The sequence below is a fragment of the Streptomyces sp. NPDC059169 genome, from assembly GCF_042755225.1.
In the GTDB taxonomy this organism is placed as follows: Bacteria; Actinomycetota; Actinomycetes; order Streptomycetales; family Streptomycetaceae; genus Streptomyces.
Map to the genome: position 1 here is coordinate 259,023 of NZ_JBHZCF010000003.1, position 14,163 is coordinate 273,185.

The 14,163-nt window shown below is 71.2% G+C and carries 10 protein-coding genes; 3 read left to right on the forward strand and 7 right to left on the reverse strand.

Annotation, left to right across the window (positions count from 1 at the left end; translation table 11 throughout):
- Positions 1–1,209 precede the first annotated feature (1,209 nt).
- The gene (locus ACFXOM_RS07380) at positions 1,210–2,997 is read right to left on the reverse strand and encodes a S8 family serine peptidase (protein ID WP_384928198.1); all 1,788 of its coding nucleotides are present in this window, start codon (positions 2,995–2,997) and stop codon (positions 1,210–1,212) included.
- Between the two features lie 1,101 nt (positions 2,998–4,098).
- Between ACFXOM_RS07380 and ACFXOM_RS07385 the strand changes: the two genes are divergently transcribed.
- The 3 genes from ACFXOM_RS07385 (at position 4,099) to ACFXOM_RS07395 (ending at position 6,794) form a co-directional block, all read left to right on the forward strand.
- The gene (locus ACFXOM_RS07385) at positions 4,099–5,052 is read left to right on the forward strand and encodes a YihY/virulence factor BrkB family protein (protein ID WP_384928200.1); all 954 of its coding nucleotides are present in this window, start codon (positions 4,099–4,101) and stop codon (positions 5,050–5,052) included.
- A 199-nt stretch (positions 5,053–5,251) separates the two neighbouring features.
- Complete coding sequence (locus ACFXOM_RS07390; RefSeq protein ID WP_384928202.1) at positions 5,252–5,761, forward strand: DUF664 domain-containing protein; 510 nt, start codon at positions 5,252–5,254, stop codon at positions 5,759–5,761.
- 118 nt (positions 5,762–5,879) lie between these two features.
- A complete protein-coding gene (locus tag ACFXOM_RS07395; RefSeq protein ID WP_384928204.1) occupies positions 5,880–6,794 on the forward strand; it encodes a hypothetical protein in 915 nt (304 codons plus the stop codon).
- Positions 6,795–7,134: 340 nt separating this feature from the next.
- On the opposite strand, the gene ACFXOM_RS07400 is transcribed toward ACFXOM_RS07395, so the two are convergent.
- Genes ACFXOM_RS07400 through ACFXOM_RS07425 form a run of 6 tightly spaced genes read right to left on the reverse strand, consistent with a single transcriptional unit; the run spans position 7,135 to position 13,973 of the window.
- On the reverse strand, positions 7,135–8,544 hold the full coding sequence (locus tag ACFXOM_RS07400) for an aminobutyraldehyde dehydrogenase (protein ID WP_385037281.1): 1,410 nt from the start codon (positions 8,542–8,544) through the stop codon (positions 7,135–7,137).
- Entirely contained in the window at positions 8,537–9,868 is a 1,332-nt protein-coding gene (locus tag ACFXOM_RS07405; protein WP_384944912.1) for a flavin monoamine oxidase family protein, read from the reverse strand. The genes ACFXOM_RS07400 and ACFXOM_RS07405 overlap by 8 nt, the downstream gene beginning before the upstream one ends.
- A gap of 35 nt (positions 9,869–9,903) precedes the next feature.
- Positions 9,904–11,016, reverse strand: coding sequence for an ABC transporter ATP-binding protein (locus tag ACFXOM_RS07410; RefSeq protein WP_384928212.1), 1,113 nt, complete (start codon positions 11,014–11,016; stop codon positions 9,904–9,906).
- Positions 11,013–11,936, reverse strand: a complete 924-nt coding sequence (locus ACFXOM_RS07415) for an ABC transporter permease (RefSeq protein ID WP_385037284.1) — start codon at positions 11,934–11,936, stop codon at positions 11,013–11,015. Before ACFXOM_RS07415 ends, ACFXOM_RS07410 begins: the two co-directional genes overlap by 4 nt.
- Positions 11,933–12,835: an ABC transporter permease gene (locus ACFXOM_RS07420; RefSeq protein WP_384928218.1), complete on the reverse strand. Its 903-nt coding sequence runs from the start codon at positions 12,833–12,835 to the stop codon at positions 11,933–11,935. Before ACFXOM_RS07420 ends, ACFXOM_RS07415 begins: the two co-directional genes overlap by 4 nt.
- Before the next feature lies 1 nt (position 12,836).
- Positions 12,837–13,973, reverse strand: a complete 1,137-nt coding sequence (locus ACFXOM_RS07425; protein WP_384928221.1) for a spermidine/putrescine ABC transporter substrate-binding protein — start codon at positions 13,971–13,973, stop codon at positions 12,837–12,839.
- Positions 13,974–14,163: the final 190 nt, after the last annotated feature.

Consider the following 14,163-nt stretch of genomic DNA (forward strand, 5'->3'; position numbering starts at 1 on the left):
GGTGAGCGGATGGGCCTCAGAAGCTACGAGCGGCGCTTCTCGGTGATCCGTCAGCCGTGTCACGGCCGTACGTCGGAAGTCGTTACACGATCGGTGTGCGTCACGTTGACTCCGGTCCGGAGCAGACCGCGCCCCGCGCTGCGGCCGGAATCCGGTGGCGCTCCGATGCGTGTTCGATCGCTGCCGGCAGCTCTGGTGCAAGGGAACATGCCGTCGTCCGGGACGCCCGGAAACGTCTGCGGGCGAGCTTCACCCGGGCGCCCTCCCGCGGAACTCCGCGGGCGCAGCACCCGGAACGCGGTCGGCCCAGATTCCGCGCGGAGCTCCGCACGGGCCGCCGTGGGTTGCGGCGCCCGTGTGCACAGGCCGGCCCGGTTCAGGTGACGCCCGTGCTCCGCGACCACCCGGCAACCGTGTTCCCGTCTCCCACCACGGACCACCGGTGCCCCGCGCCCGGCCCGGCCCGGCCCTGCGGAACACGCGCGGCATGCGGGAGACACGGCGTCCGATGGACGCCCTGGTTCCGAACGTACGGGCGGGTGCCGAGTCACGGCTGGCGCAGGGGGCGGCCCGGCCGGTACCTCGTCGGGCTCCGGCACCTCGTCGGGCGGGCCGACGCCGTGCGGGACACGGCCGCGTTCGACGACGTGGCGAGGCCCCGCCGCGATGACGCGGGCGGGGTCTCGCAGCGGTGCGCAAGGGGGGAGGTGCACCGCGAGTCCCGGCGGGCGAGTGCCGGGACCTGGACAGTACGCGCCGTGCTGGCTGGAAAGGAACCCTTGTGCACCGGTGAGATCGGGTGCGTTGACTACCGCTCGGTAGCGGACGGATCGGCTGGACCCGCCCGCGGCGGGAGCTCCCCTCACGCGTCCGAAAGCCTCGGGATCGCGGGTCCGCGTGGACGGTCTCGCGGCCCCCGTCCACCGGTGCGGGTGACGCCGAGACCGGCGGCGCGCCTCCCGGCCCACAGCGGTTCCCTGACGACGACCCAGATGGCGGCGACGGCCGAAGCGACCAGGAGCAGCGTGCCCGTGTGGTGCTCCCCTCCCGTGGTCCGCCGTTGTCTGCCCCGTCCCACGGCGCGGCCATCCACGTGTCGTGCCGTGCAGTCGTCCGTCCGGCCGCTCGGCGGTGGAACGCGACTCGGGCGACGCACGGCTCCGGGGGCGGCCCTGTGGGACCGCCCCCGGAGCGTGTGCACACGAGGCGTCAGAAGGTCAGGTTCCAGGAATCGATCTTGCCGGTGTCCTGGTACGCCTGGTCGCTGACGCGCAGCTTCCAGGTGCCGTTCGCCACCTCGGAGGAGGCGTTGACCGTGTACGACGTGACGACGTTGTCCGCGCTGTCGCCGTTCGGGAAGTCCTCGAGCAGGTACACGGAGCCGTCGGGGGCCACGAGGGAGATCACGAGGTCACCGCGGTAGGTGTGCTTGATGTCCACGCCGACCTTCAGGGCCGCCGGGGCATTGCCGCTGACGCCGGTCACGGTGATCGGGGACTCCACCGTGGTGTTGTCGTTGATGGCGACGTCCGCGGTGTTCTCGAAGTAGCCACCGGGCGGCGGGGTGCTGCCCACCGCCTTCAGGGCGTCGACCTGGCCCTCACCGAAGAACGCGTTGTTGGCCGTCGTGCCGGTGCACCGGCTGTCGAAGGGACACGCCGTGTCGTTGGCCTGTGCGGCGAGCTTGGCCCTCAGGTCGGCCGGGGTGGCCGTCGGGTTGGTGCTGGCCAGCAGCGCAGCGACGCCGGCGACGTGTGGTGAGGCCATCGACGTGCCGTTCAAGTTCCCGTACTTGCCGCCCGGGAGGGTGGAGTAGACACCGTACGCACCGTCGCCGCCCGGAGCGGCGACGTCGATGATGTCGCGACCGAAGTTGGAGTACGACGCCTTCACGTTGCCCTTGCCCATGGCGGCGACGGTCACCACGCCCGGCAGTTCGGTCGGCACGTCGATGCACGCGTTGGTGAGGGTGCGGGTCACGGGGGTCGAGTCGTTGGGGCTCGACGTGTCGGTCCGCTTGTTCGCCAGGTCGACGTTGGAGTTGCCCGCGGCGGCGACCTGGAGTGATCCCTTCCGCTCCGCGTACTCCTGGGCGCGCTTGACGCCCTCGATGATGGCGGCCTGGTCCACGTCGTCCGGGCAGTTGAACTGCCACGGGTCCGTGTAGTAGCTGTTGTTGGTGACCTTGAAGCCGTGGTCACCCGCCCACATGAAGCCGCAGATGGTGTTCTCGGCGAAGAACAACGTGGAGTTGGGTTCGGCGATCCGGACGGAGGAGATCCTCACCCCGGGGGCCACGCCGACGACTCCCTTGCCGTTCTTGGCCGCCGCGATGGTGCCCGCCACGTGAGTGCCGTGCTCGTCGACGTCGCGCCAGGCACCGGGCCGGGTGTCGGCCTTGCCGTAGGCACAGGAGGCCGAGTCGGCCGCGTTGAAGTTGGGCGCGATGTCCTGGTGCAGGTCGTCGACGCCGGTGTCGAGGACGCCGACCTTTACGGAGGGGGAGCCGGTGGTCACGGCCCAGGCCTTGTCGGCCTTGATCTGGGTCATGTCCCACCGGTTGCTCTCGGTGAGGGTCGTCGTGGACTGCGTGGGCGTGGCGGGCAGCGCCGGGTTGTAGGCGTCTGCGGGAACGTCCGAGGTCCGCGTGGCACCGACCTGCTGGACGCCGCTGACGCCGCGCATGGCGCCCGGGAAGGCTGCGGACGTCGAGTGCGCCACGATCACACCGATCGCGTCGTAGGAGGCGAAGACCGTGCCGCCGTTGCTCGCGACGGCGGCGCGGACGGCCGAGGTGTCGCCCGGTGAGGTGATGACCAGATAGGCCCGGGTTCCGGCGGCCCACGTCCCCGTGGACACCGTGGGGGCGGTGGCTCCGGTGTGCGCGTCCGGCGCCGCGTGGGCGGCACCTGCGGGGACCACGAGCGCGACGGCCGCGCCCAGGGTGGCGGCGGCGGTGACGGAACGTCTCAGGCGGCTCGATATGAGGGAAAGCAATGAGTCCTCCGGGTGGCTCGGTGGTGCTGGGGCACCAGCCGGGCCGAGTGTGGGAAGTGGTGGACGCAAGATGCCAGATGATCACCCCGGAGGGGAAGTATTTGATCGTACAAGTAGCCTGCCGGGACAAGTGGTTGATGCAGATTCCGCATCCGCGGGGCACGGACGAGCTGCCCCCGCCCCGCACGCCTGGCCGTGCACGGGAGCGAAGTGCTGCGGCAGTGGCTCCTACGTCCCCGGACTCCCCTCACCTCGCCACGGAACGCGCCGTCCGGGAACCGTCACCGCGGGCACGGTCGTCGGCACGGCCTGAGCGCTTCCGCGAGTACCGCAGCAGGCACGCCCGTCCGACCGCCACTCGGAAAGGACCGTTCGGCAGGCAGGAACCGGCGTCCCGCCTCTTCGACGCGCCGCCGGGGAACGCCCGCCACCGCACTCCGCGGCCATCGGCACGGCGGACTTCCGGTGTCGACACGGCCGTCGCGCCGCTGGCACGGACCGGCCCCGACGTCCGGCGGGAAAGCCGGAGAACCAGCTCCGGCTCTTCCCCTCGCGACGCGCCCGTGCGGATCCGACGGGTGTGCAGCCGTGAACGGCAACGCCACACGACACCACGACGGTCGCCGCACGAGCCGTGCGACGGCGTTGAGCCCCGGGTGACGCGTTCCCGGATACTGGTCACGGCCGACGCACCCCGTGCGGCGCCGATGCGGATCCCGCGGTCACGAACCCGGGGTTGAGCACTGCGGGAGCGGGCCGGACCAGCGCGGGTGGCACAGCTGGGGGCCGGCGCGGCAGGGACCGGGACGGGGGTGCGGACGGGTGCCCGCCCGCACCGTCGGATACTTGCGGGACGCTCCTGCTCTTCGCCCCAGGGCGCCCCGACCGCGGAGCCTTCCCGAACCGTACGGGGGAAGGGTTCGACCGGCGCGGGGGCACCGGACCGAAGACGCCGCCCGCGCGACGGCCCCGCCGATCGCAGGTGTACGGCCCGGGTGAGCAGGGGCAGGAGCAAGTCGGCATGCGGACTCCTGCGCGACCTCCTCGCCAGGAGCACCGCATCGTCCCCCTGTCCCTACGGCCACCGGAGAGTCCGTCGTGTTGAGCAAGACAGCAGCCAGGGTGCTGCCCAGCACCCTCCGGCAGGCCGGACGGTCGCCCCGGGCCGCCCGCTTCCGGGCTGCCCTGCGGCGCACGCCGATCGCCATCTGGCACGACGACGTGTCGGACTGGGCGGCGGCGCTCACCTACTACGCGATCCTGGCGCTGCTGCCGGCCCTCCTGGTGACCGTGGCACTCGTCGGAGCAGCCAATGCCCAGGCCACGGACTCCTTCATCGCGGACATCGCCTCGATCGCCCCGGCCGACTCCGCCACGGCGCTGCGCAGCTCACTCCTGGAGGCCGCCCACGAGCACACCGCCGTGTGGCTGCTGGCCGGAACGGGCACGATCAGCGCCCTGTGGTCCGCGTCCAGCTATCTGGCGGTGTTCCGTCGGGCGTTGCACGCCATGCACGGGGTGCCGGACACCCGGCCCGCCCTGCGGAAGGCCCACATCATCGTCGTGACCGCGGCCGGGCTGCTGTTCCTCCTGATGTCCAGCTCACTCGCGCTCGTCCTCTCGGGACCGCCCGCCCGCCGGCTGGGCGCGGAACTCGGCATGGGCCAGGCAGGCGCGACCACGTGGGCGGTAGTGAAGTGGCCCGTCATGCTGGCGCTGGCCGCGTGCCTGGTCCTCGTCCTGTTCCACAGCGGGCCGAAGGACACGGGCAGGCCGCGCAGGGCGCTGCCCGGTGGTGTGCTCGCCGCTCTGTTGTGGCTGGCGGCCTCGGCCGGTTTCGCGGCGTACGCCACGCACGTCGCGAGCTACAGCCGTCTGTACGGGTCGCTCGCGGGAGTGGTGGTCTTCCTCGTCTGGGTATGGCTCACCAATCTCGCCCTGTTGACGGGTGCGCAGTTCAACGCCGAGCTGAGCCGGCCCGGGGCGGTGGACGAGGGACTAATCCAGCCTTGCCCGGAATCCTCGGACGCCGCCGCCCCTGCGGTCGACCGGTGAGCCTATCGGCGCCGCGAGCCCACGGCCCGACGTCCGGGCACCCGGCGACCGCTGGGTCGTCCCGGCTCGCCGCCCGGTACCAGCCCGGCCCCACCTCCGTCGCCGCGGGGCGCGGGTCACCGACGCACCGGGCGGACCGACCGCGGCGGCCGAGCGTGTCGGGACAACGGTGATGTGCGAGGCGCGGTTCACTCCCCCCATGAACACCGCAGATGTGCTTGCAGACGCTTTCGGACGCATCCGGGAGGCGGTGCACGACGCCGTCGGGGGACTCCCCGTCGAGGACCTCCACGCCCGGATCGATCCGGACGCCAACTCCATCGCGTGGCTGGTGTGGCACCTCACGCGGATCCAGGACGACCACGTGGCGGACGCGGCGGGCCGGGAGCAGGTGTGGTTCGCGCAGGGCTGGGTGGACCGGTTCGCCCTTCCCTTCGCCCCGGAGGTCACCGGCTACGGGCACACCCGCGAGGACGTGGCGGCCGTCCGCGTCGACTCCGGCCAGTTGCTGCTCGAGTACTTCGACGCCGTCCACGAGGAGACGTCCTCATTCGTCCGCGGGCTGAAGGGCCAGGCGCTCGACCGGATCGTCGACGCGTCGTGGTCGCCACCGGTCACGCTCGGCGTCCGGCTGGTCAGCGTCATCTCCGACGCCCTCCAGCACGCAGGCCAGGCGGCCTTCGTCCGGGGCGCCCTGGAGCGCCGGTGAAGGCCCGGCGACCGGCGACCACCAGCACCGCGGTGCGAAGCCCACGGGGACGGCGGCCGGAGCCGGCCGAACCGCCTGGGACCGTGGCTGCCCTCGAATCGGAAGGTGCGAACGGACCGTGGATCTCCAGAGGGTCAAGGACGACCTGTACGGACTGCTCCCCGAGGAGTTCACCGCGGCGCGCGGCCGCCTCGCAGCCGCCGCCCGCACGGCGGGTGACCGTGAACTCGCCGGCCGGATCTCGTCCCTGCGGCGGCCGACGCTGTCGGCATGGGCGAGCAACCTGCTGGTCCGTGCCCGGCCGGACCGGGTGAACGGCCTGCTGCGTCTCGGAGAGGGGCTGCGGGAGGCCCACCAGGGCCTGGACCGCGAACAGTTGCGCACGCTCAGCGCCCAACAGCACCGTCTGGTGGGCGCACTGGCCCGGGAGGTGGCGGAGCTGGCGGCCGACGCGGGTCACGCCCTCGGGGACCCCGCGCGGCGCGAGGTCGAGGGCACACTGCGCGCCGTCCTGGCAGATCCGCGGGCAGCGGAGGCGTGGGCCACCGGTCACCTGGACAGACCGTTGAGCCCACCGGTCGGTTTCACTGCCGCGGCCGTGTCCGGCGCAGGGCGACGAGCGGCTCCCCCGGTTCGCGTCCCGTCCGCCCCTGCCGGCGGGGACGCCGCGCCGACGGCGCGGGGCGAACAGGCGGAGCGGCGCCGGGCGGAGGAGCAGCGCCGACTGCTGGCTGCGGCCGTTCGGGACGCCGATGAGGCGGAGGAACAGGCGCGCGAGTGCGCGGATCGGCTGCGCACGGCCGAGTCCGAGCGGGCACGGGCCGAGGAGGCACTGCGCCGGGCGGAGGAACGGGCGCGCGCTCTCGCCGCGGAGCTCAAGAAGGTCCACGACCTCCAGCACACCGCGCGCAGCGCCCTGGACGACGCGACAGCACGCGTCTCGGAGGCCACGGAAGAGGCCGTACGGGCCCGACGCTCCGCGCGCGCCGCACGCGGCAGGGCCGACCGCATCGCATCGGACGCGGGAGCGTGAGGCGAGGCGCGTACGAGCGGGGCAGGGACCCGAGAGGGGAGGCACCGCCCCGGGAGCACGAGGCGAGGGCGAGCCTCGAGCCGTCACCGGTGACCCACCGCTCTGCATCGTCAACCGTGCTCGTCGGGGCGGCTGTGGAACGAGATCGAGACGTCCGGCGGCAGCTCCGACCGGTGCGGTTCCGCCCTTGCGTTCCTCGCTCCGCGCATCGCCGGCGATCGTCGTGACGGGACGCCGGCAGAGGCCCGTCACCGCACCGCCCTCCGAATGTCGTGGTCCTCCCCCTCCGTCGTGGCGGTCATCGCCCGCCGCTCCCCGCGCTGCGGCAGGACGGCCGCGACTACAGCATCACGTGCTTGACCTGTGTGTAGTCGAGGAGGCCGGAGAGCGACAGATCGCTGCCGTAGCCGGAGTGCCCGACCCCACCGTGCGGCATCTCGGAGACGGTGGTGCCGTGGGTGTTCACCCATACGATCCCGGTGTGCAGCATCCTGGTCGCCCGCATCGCGCGCTCGAGATCGTTGGTCCACACGCTCGCCGCCAGGCCGTACCGCACGTCATTGGCAAGCCGGAGAACCTCGGACTCGTCAGTGAAGGACTGCACGGTCACGACCGGACCGAAGACCTCCTCCTGGACGATCTCGTCGGCTTGGCGGACGCCGGTGACGACCGTCGCTTCGTGGAAGAAGCCGGGTCCCGGCAGCGGCGAACCACCCGCAACAACCTTGGCGTGGCCGGGTAGCCGCTTCAACAAGTTCTGGACCGATGCGAGTTGAGAGGCATTGTTGAGGGGACCGAAGTCGGTCCCCGGAGTCAATGCTCCCGTGTACGCGGCGAACGCGTCCACGAACGCGTCATAGACGTCTGCGTGCACGAGCAGCCGGGTGGGGGCCGTGCAGTCCTGACCCGCGTTGTAGTAGGCGATCGCGGCAAGTTGGGAGGCGGTCGACTCCACGTCGACGTCTCCGTGAACGATCACGGGGGCGTTGCCCCCGAGTTCCAGATGGACCCGCTTGATGTCGGCGGCGGCTGCGGCGGCGATCTCCCGGCCCGCACGAACGCTCCCCGTGACGGCGACCAACCGGGTTTCCGGGTGGGCCACCAGGGCCCGACCCGTGTCACGGTCGCCGCACACGACGTTGAACACGCCGGGGGGCAGGTGCTCGGCGGCGATCCGGGCGAGCAGGGCCGTCGACGACGGTGTGGTGTCCGCGGGCTTGACCACCGTGGTGTTCCCGGCGGCAATCGCCGGACCGATCTTCCAAGCAGCCATCATCAGTGGGTAGTTCCACGGTGTGATCTGGGCGCACACGCCGACCGGCTCGCGCCGGAGCAGCGAGGTGCGCCCCTCCGCGTACTCGCCCGCGGCGGCACCGGGAAGGTTGCGCGCGGCACCGGCGAAGTAGCGCAACGTGTCGGTGATCGCCGGCAGTTCGTCGGCCCGGAACAGCGCGGGGGGTTTGCCCGTGTCCCCCGACTCCGCCGCGGTCAGCTCGTCGGCGTGGGCCTCCATGGCGTCGGCGATGCGCAGCAGTGCACGCCCGCGTTCGGCCGGTGTGGTCGTCGACCACCGTTCGTACGCGGCTGCCGCCGCGGCGCAGGCGGTGTCGGCGTCGACGCGGGCGGAGAGCGGCGCGGTGGTGTGCGTCCGGCCGGTGGCCGGGTCGACGAGCTGCGTGACCGCTCCCGACGCGGCCGGCAGGTCCGCGCCGCCGATGTGGTTGAGGACGGGGTCTCGTGCATCAACCACGGGCGAGCGCCTCCCCCGCCGCGGCGCGGCCGGTGCGTACCGCTCCTTCCATGTATCCGGCCACCCACTGGTCGGATCCACAGACGTAGAAGGGGGGTTCGTGGGTGCCGTGCAGCGGGCCGACGGCCGTCACGTCGCCGGGGACCCACTGGGTGACGTAGCCCTGGGTCCAGGGATCGGTGCCCCACATCCGCAGGTACGTGCTCGACGGGCGGAGTGCCGACTTGCCGTAGAGCCGTGCGACGTCCGCGAGGAGTTCCCGCTCCCGCAGTGCATCGGGTGTGCCGAGGAGGACTCCGTAGCGCTCGGGTGGGACGAGGGCGGAGAGGATCCCCTCGTTCTGCGGCCAGGTGCTGCCGAGGACTCCCTCGCACTCGGACAGCCCGTTCAGGTCGGCCCCGCGCCAGAACGGCTCGTCGTAGACGGCGGCGAACTTGGCGGCGACCGCCTGCCGTTGGCGGTGCAACGAGGCGAGCCGGGCATCGGAGACCCCGGTGACGTCCAACCGCCGCAGCGGGCCGACGGGGAGTGCGCTGACGACCGCATCCGCGGTGAGGGTTTCCCCTCCGGCGAGCCGCACGGTGCAGCCTCCGGGGCGAACGGCGAGTCCCTGGGCGGGTGCGCCCAGCCGCACGCGCTCCCCGAGCTCGTCCGCCATGCGCAGGGCGACGGTCGCGGAACCCTCCGCGACCCGCTGCCCCTCCCAGGCGGTGTAGTCGTAGGGCTCGCAGGGCTCTGCGTCGTCGCTGCCGGGGACCGCCGCGTGCTTGCGCAGCGCGGAGAGCAGGGAGGTGCGCTCGTACGACCCGCTCGCCAGCGCCAACTGACCGATCTCCCAGAGCCGCACCACGGCGGGGCTCGCGCCCTCGGAGCGCAGCCACTCGGCGACGGACAGGGCGTCCAGGGCTGCGGCGTGGGGGTGCGACCAGGGGTCGTCGGGGTCGACACCGCGGGCGAGGGCCGTGAAGGCGGCGGTGGTCTTGCGGTGGCAGGCGTCGTCGCCGGGGCCGAACCAGTGGGGCGGGTCTCCGGCGGAAACCCCTTCGGGGGTCGCGCGGACCATCCGTCCCGGTTCCGCGACGTAGCTGGGGACAAGGGTCAGGCCGAGTTCATCCGCGAGGGCCAGGTAGGCGGTGTGGGCGCTGCCGACGACTTCCCCGCCGAGTTGGACGAGCCGGCCGTCGGGCAGTGTCGTCTGCTCGACGCGTCCCCCGGCCCGGTCACGGGCCTCCAGGACAAGGACGTCGGCTCCGCCGGCCGCCAGGTCCCGCGCGGCGGCGAGACCGGCGAGACCGGCGCCGAGGACGATCACGTCGTGGTTCATGAGCGTTCCTTGATTGGGTCGGCTGTGGCGGGAGGTCAGTCCAGGACGAGGCAGTGCTCGGGCTTCCAGCCGAACTCGACGCGTTCGCCGCCGCTCCAGCGGTCCTCCATACGGGAGCGTGCGGTGTTCTGCTCCAGGACCGACAGGATGATCCCGGGGGCCAGCTCGATGAGGTAGGTGGTGGTGGCACCGGAGTAGACGGTTTCCCGGAGGACGCCGGTGGCCAGCGCCATGCCCGGTTCGAAGTCGGAGAGCCAGATCTTCTCGGGCCGGATGGAGAGGCTGACGCGGGTGCCGTCGGTGATGCCGGGGCGGGTGCCGACGGGCAGGGAAGGCCCTTCGGCGATGACGACCGTGCCGTCCCGGTAGGTGCCGGGCACCAGGTTGGAGGTGCCCATGAAGGAGGCGACGAAGCGGTTGGCCGGGTGTTCGTAGACGTCTTCGGGGGTGCCGCACTGTTCGACGCGGCCCTCGTTCATCACCGCGATGCGGTCCGACATGGTGAGAGCTTCGTCCTGGTCGTGGGTGACGAAGACGAAGGTGATGCCGACCTCCCGCTGGATCTGCTTGAGTTCGACCTGCATGCGGCGGCGCAGCTTGAGGTCGAGCGCTGCCAGGGGTTCGTCGAGGAGCAGCACCTGGGGACGGTTCACGAGGGCGCGGGCGAGCGCGACGCGCTGGCGCTGGCCGCCGGAGAGGGTGCGGGGCTTGCGGTCGGCGAGATCGTCGAGCTGGCAGCGTTCCAGCATGGTGCCGACCCGTTCGCGGATCTCGGCGCGGGGGGTGCCCTTGCGCTTGAGCCCGAACGAGACATTGTCGGTGACGGAGAGGTGGTCGAAGAGCGCGTAGCTCTGGAACACGGTGTTGACGTTGCGCTTGTCCGGCGGCAGGCCGGTGACGTCCTCGCCACCGAGGAGGACGCTTCCGTCGGTGGGGTCGGTGAACCCACCGATCATGCGCAGCGAGGTGGTCTTGCCGCAGCCGGACGGGCCGAGGAGGGAGAAGAACTCGCCGGGCGCGATGTCGAGGTCGATGTCGTGGACGGCGTAGTAGTCGCCGTAGGACTTGCTGATGCCGTCGAGCCGAACGGCCGCCGGGGAGGCGCTGTCGGTGGGTGTTCCAGGTGTCACGGTTGTCACGGGTGTCACTTCCCGGAGAGCAGGTCGAGGCCGCCTCTGCGGCCGAAGAGGCGCGGGATGAAGAGGGCGAGGGCGATGAGCCCGATGGACCCGACGAGCATCAGGGTGCCCACGGCGTTGATGGTGGGTTCGACGCCGAACCGGATGGCCGAGTAGATGCGGACCGACAGGGGCTGCGGGTCGACCCCGGTGGTGAAGTAGGCGAGGACGAAGTCGTCGAAGACCAGGGCGAAGATGAGGACCGCGGAGGCGAGGATGCTGGGCAGCAGCGCGGGGAGGGTGACCAGGCGCAGGGCCTGCCAGCGGGTGGCTCCGAGGTCCATCGCGGCCTCTTCGACCTCGGGGTTGAGGGCGGCGATGCGGGACCGCAGGATGACCGTCACGTAGGAAATGGAGAAGGTGATCTCGGCGAGCATCACGGTGGTGCTGGAGAGGGTGATGCCCATGCCCTTGAAGAGGAGCATCGCGGCGACGCCGGTGACGATCTCCGGTGTGATGAGCGGTACGAGCATGATCAGCCCGGCGAGTGAGCCGAGGCGGCTCCGGCAGCGCACCAGACCGAGGGCGAGGGCCACGCCGAGGACCATGGAACCGACCATGGCGACCAGGGACACCCGAAGGCTCATGCCGAGCGAGGACAGGAGCACGTCGTCGTGGAAGAACTTCGTGTACCAGCGCGTGCTGAAGTCCTTGAAGACGGTCAGGGACTTCTGCGAGTTGAAGGAGAAGAGGATGACGACGCCGATGGGGAGGTAGAGGAGGGCGAAGAACAGGGCGGTGACCGCGATGGCGAAGCGGGGCTTGCGGTCGGTGCCGCGGCGGTGGCGCCGCGCCGGCTTTTCCCGGGCGGGACGGGGCCGGAACGGTGCGGCGGCTGCCGGGCGGCGGGCGGGCCGGCGGGTGGTGGTGGCGGAGGGGCGCAGCGTCATCGGACCGCCTCCGCCTCGTCCTTGCGGGCGCGTCGCAGGTAACCGAGCATGCCGACGAAGAGGACCGCCATCATCAGCATCGTCAGGGCAGAGCCGAGCGGCCAGTTCTGGCCCTGGAAGAACTTGTCCTGGATCAGGTTGCCGATCATGATCTGGTCGGGGCCTCCCATGAGCTGGGCGCTGACGAAGTCGCCCATGGCGGGCAGCAGCACGAGGACGCATCCGGCCGCCGCACCCTGTCGCGTTGCGGGCACGGTGACGAAGAGGAACGTCCGCAGCGGACCCCCGTAGAGGTCGCGTCCGGCCTCGATGAGCGAGGTGTCCATGCGCTCCATCGCCGCGTACAACGGGATGATCATGAAGACGACGAAACCGTAGACGAGTCCGGCGATCACTCCGACCGAGGTCTGCAGGATCTTGGTGTTCCCGTCGGCGATCCCGAGGGCACGCAGGGCTCCGAGGAGGGGACCGTCGTCCGAGAGGACCACCGACCAGCCGTACATCCGCACGAGGTAGTTGGCGAAGAACGGGACGACGATGGCGGCGATCAGCAGGTTCTTGAACCGTCCACCGTGCAGTGCGATGGCGTAGGCGACCGGGTAGGCGACCAGCAGGCAGATCACGCAGGTGAGGAGCGCGTAGCCGACGGAGCGAAGGAGGACCACCCGGTAGGCGGGATCCGCCATCGCCGCGATGTTGTCGAGGTTGAAGCCGAAGCGGGGGTTGCCGAGCGGGTCGGTGGTGCCGAACGCCAGGGCGGCGACCAGGACGAGCGAGGCGATGAGGAACGCCGTCATCCAGAGCGTGCCGGGCACCATCAGCCAGGTCCACAGCCGGGCGCCGGCCGCGGAGGGACCGCCCCGGGCGCGGGACGCCCCGTGGTGTGTGCGCAGTGACATGTCAGCCCGCTTTCACGTGGGTCCAGGCGGTGTCACGGGCCTGCTCGCCACTCGCGCTGCCGTTGCGGAAGAAGAGGTCGTCCTTGAGGTCGGATGCCTGGACGAGGCACTGCGGGAACGGTTCGACGACCGCCGCGTAGGTGTCCTCGCTGCCGCTCACCGGCATGGGGTAGCCGATGTACTCGATGTTCTTCTTCACGTTCTCCGGGCGGAGCATGTAGTCGATGAAGAGCATCGCCGTCCCCGGGTGCGGGGCGTTGGCGGGGATGGCGTAGCAGTCGGAGTTGACCGGTGCGCCTTCCTTGGCCACCTCGAAGCCGAGGACGGAGGGGTCCTTGGCCTGGTTGAGCATGGCTGCCATGTCCCCGCTCCACGCCTGGGTCATGGCCGCGTTGCCGTTGAGGAGGTTGTTGTAGCTGTCACTGGAGAATCCGCGCAGTCGGGGGCGGAGCGACTGGAGGGTCTCGGTGATGCGGCTGAGGTCGCCCTCGTCGGTCGTGGAGAGGGGGAGCCCGAGTTTGAGCGCGGCCATCCCGAGCACTTCGTCGCGGTCGTCGAGGACGAAGACCTTGCCCTTGACCCGGTCGTTCCACAGATCGTCCCAGGAGCCGCTCAGATCGTCGCCGACCTTGTCCTTCCGCCAGCCGATCCCGGTCTTGTACATGGTGAAGGGGATGGTGTGTGCGGAGCCCTTGTCGTACCAGGGGTCGGTGAAGTAGTCGTAGCGGCCGAAGACGGATTCGGCGTTCCTCAGCTGGGAGTGGTCGATCTTCCTGAGCCGGTTCCCGGCCGCGAGCCGCTGGGCCCATTTCGCCGTGGGGAAGATGATGTCGTAGCGATTTCCGGCGTTGAGCTTGGCGACCATGCCTTCCATCGAGTCGAAGTTCGACTGGACGACCTTGACGCCGTACTCCTTCTGGAATCCCGTGAAGATCGACGGGTCGACGAAGTCCGCCCAGTTGAAGTAGACCAGGTCGCCGTCCGGCCTGACCTTGATCGGTTCTTCGGAGTCCTGGTGGGCGCGGGGCTCCTCGGCGAGGAAACCGCAGCCGGTCGCGGCCAGGCCGAGGGCTGCGGCTCCTCCGGCTCGGAGCAGGGAACGTCGGGACAGGGATGGCGGGAGTGCCTCGGGGGACATCGGGGGTCCTCTCCGTCGGTGCAGTTGGGGATGAGCGGGTCCGGGGACCGTGCGGTCCGGCGGTTCGGGGTCCAGCGGGCCGGCCGGTGTCCGGGCCGGATGGGGGCGCTGGGATCCGCGGGGTCCGGGGGGCCTGGACGTCGCTGGTTGCGGGGAGTGGTCGGGCACGCGTGGTTGCCCTGGCTCCTAC

Bases quoted from the DNA above. Each gene is read 5' to 3' on its own strand.
- ACFXOM_RS07420 (WP_384928218.1), bottom strand. From the start codon at position 12,835: ATGTCACTGCGCACACACCACGGGGCGTCCCGCGCCCGGGGCGGTCCC.
- ACFXOM_RS07415 (WP_385037284.1), bottom strand. From the start codon at position 11,936: ATGACGCTGCGCCCCTCCGCCACCACCACCCGCCGGCCCGCCCGCCGC.
- ACFXOM_RS07425 (WP_384928221.1), bottom strand. From the start codon at position 13,973: ATGTCCCCCGAGGCACTCCCGCCATCCCTGTCCCGACGTTCCCTGCTC.
- ACFXOM_RS07405 (WP_384944912.1), bottom strand. From the start codon at position 9,868: ATGAACCACGACGTGATCGTCCTCGGCGCCGGTCTCGCCGGTCTCGCC.
- ACFXOM_RS07390 (WP_384928202.1), top strand. From the start codon at position 5,252: ATGAACACCGCAGATGTGCTTGCAGACGCTTTCGGACGCATCCGGGAG.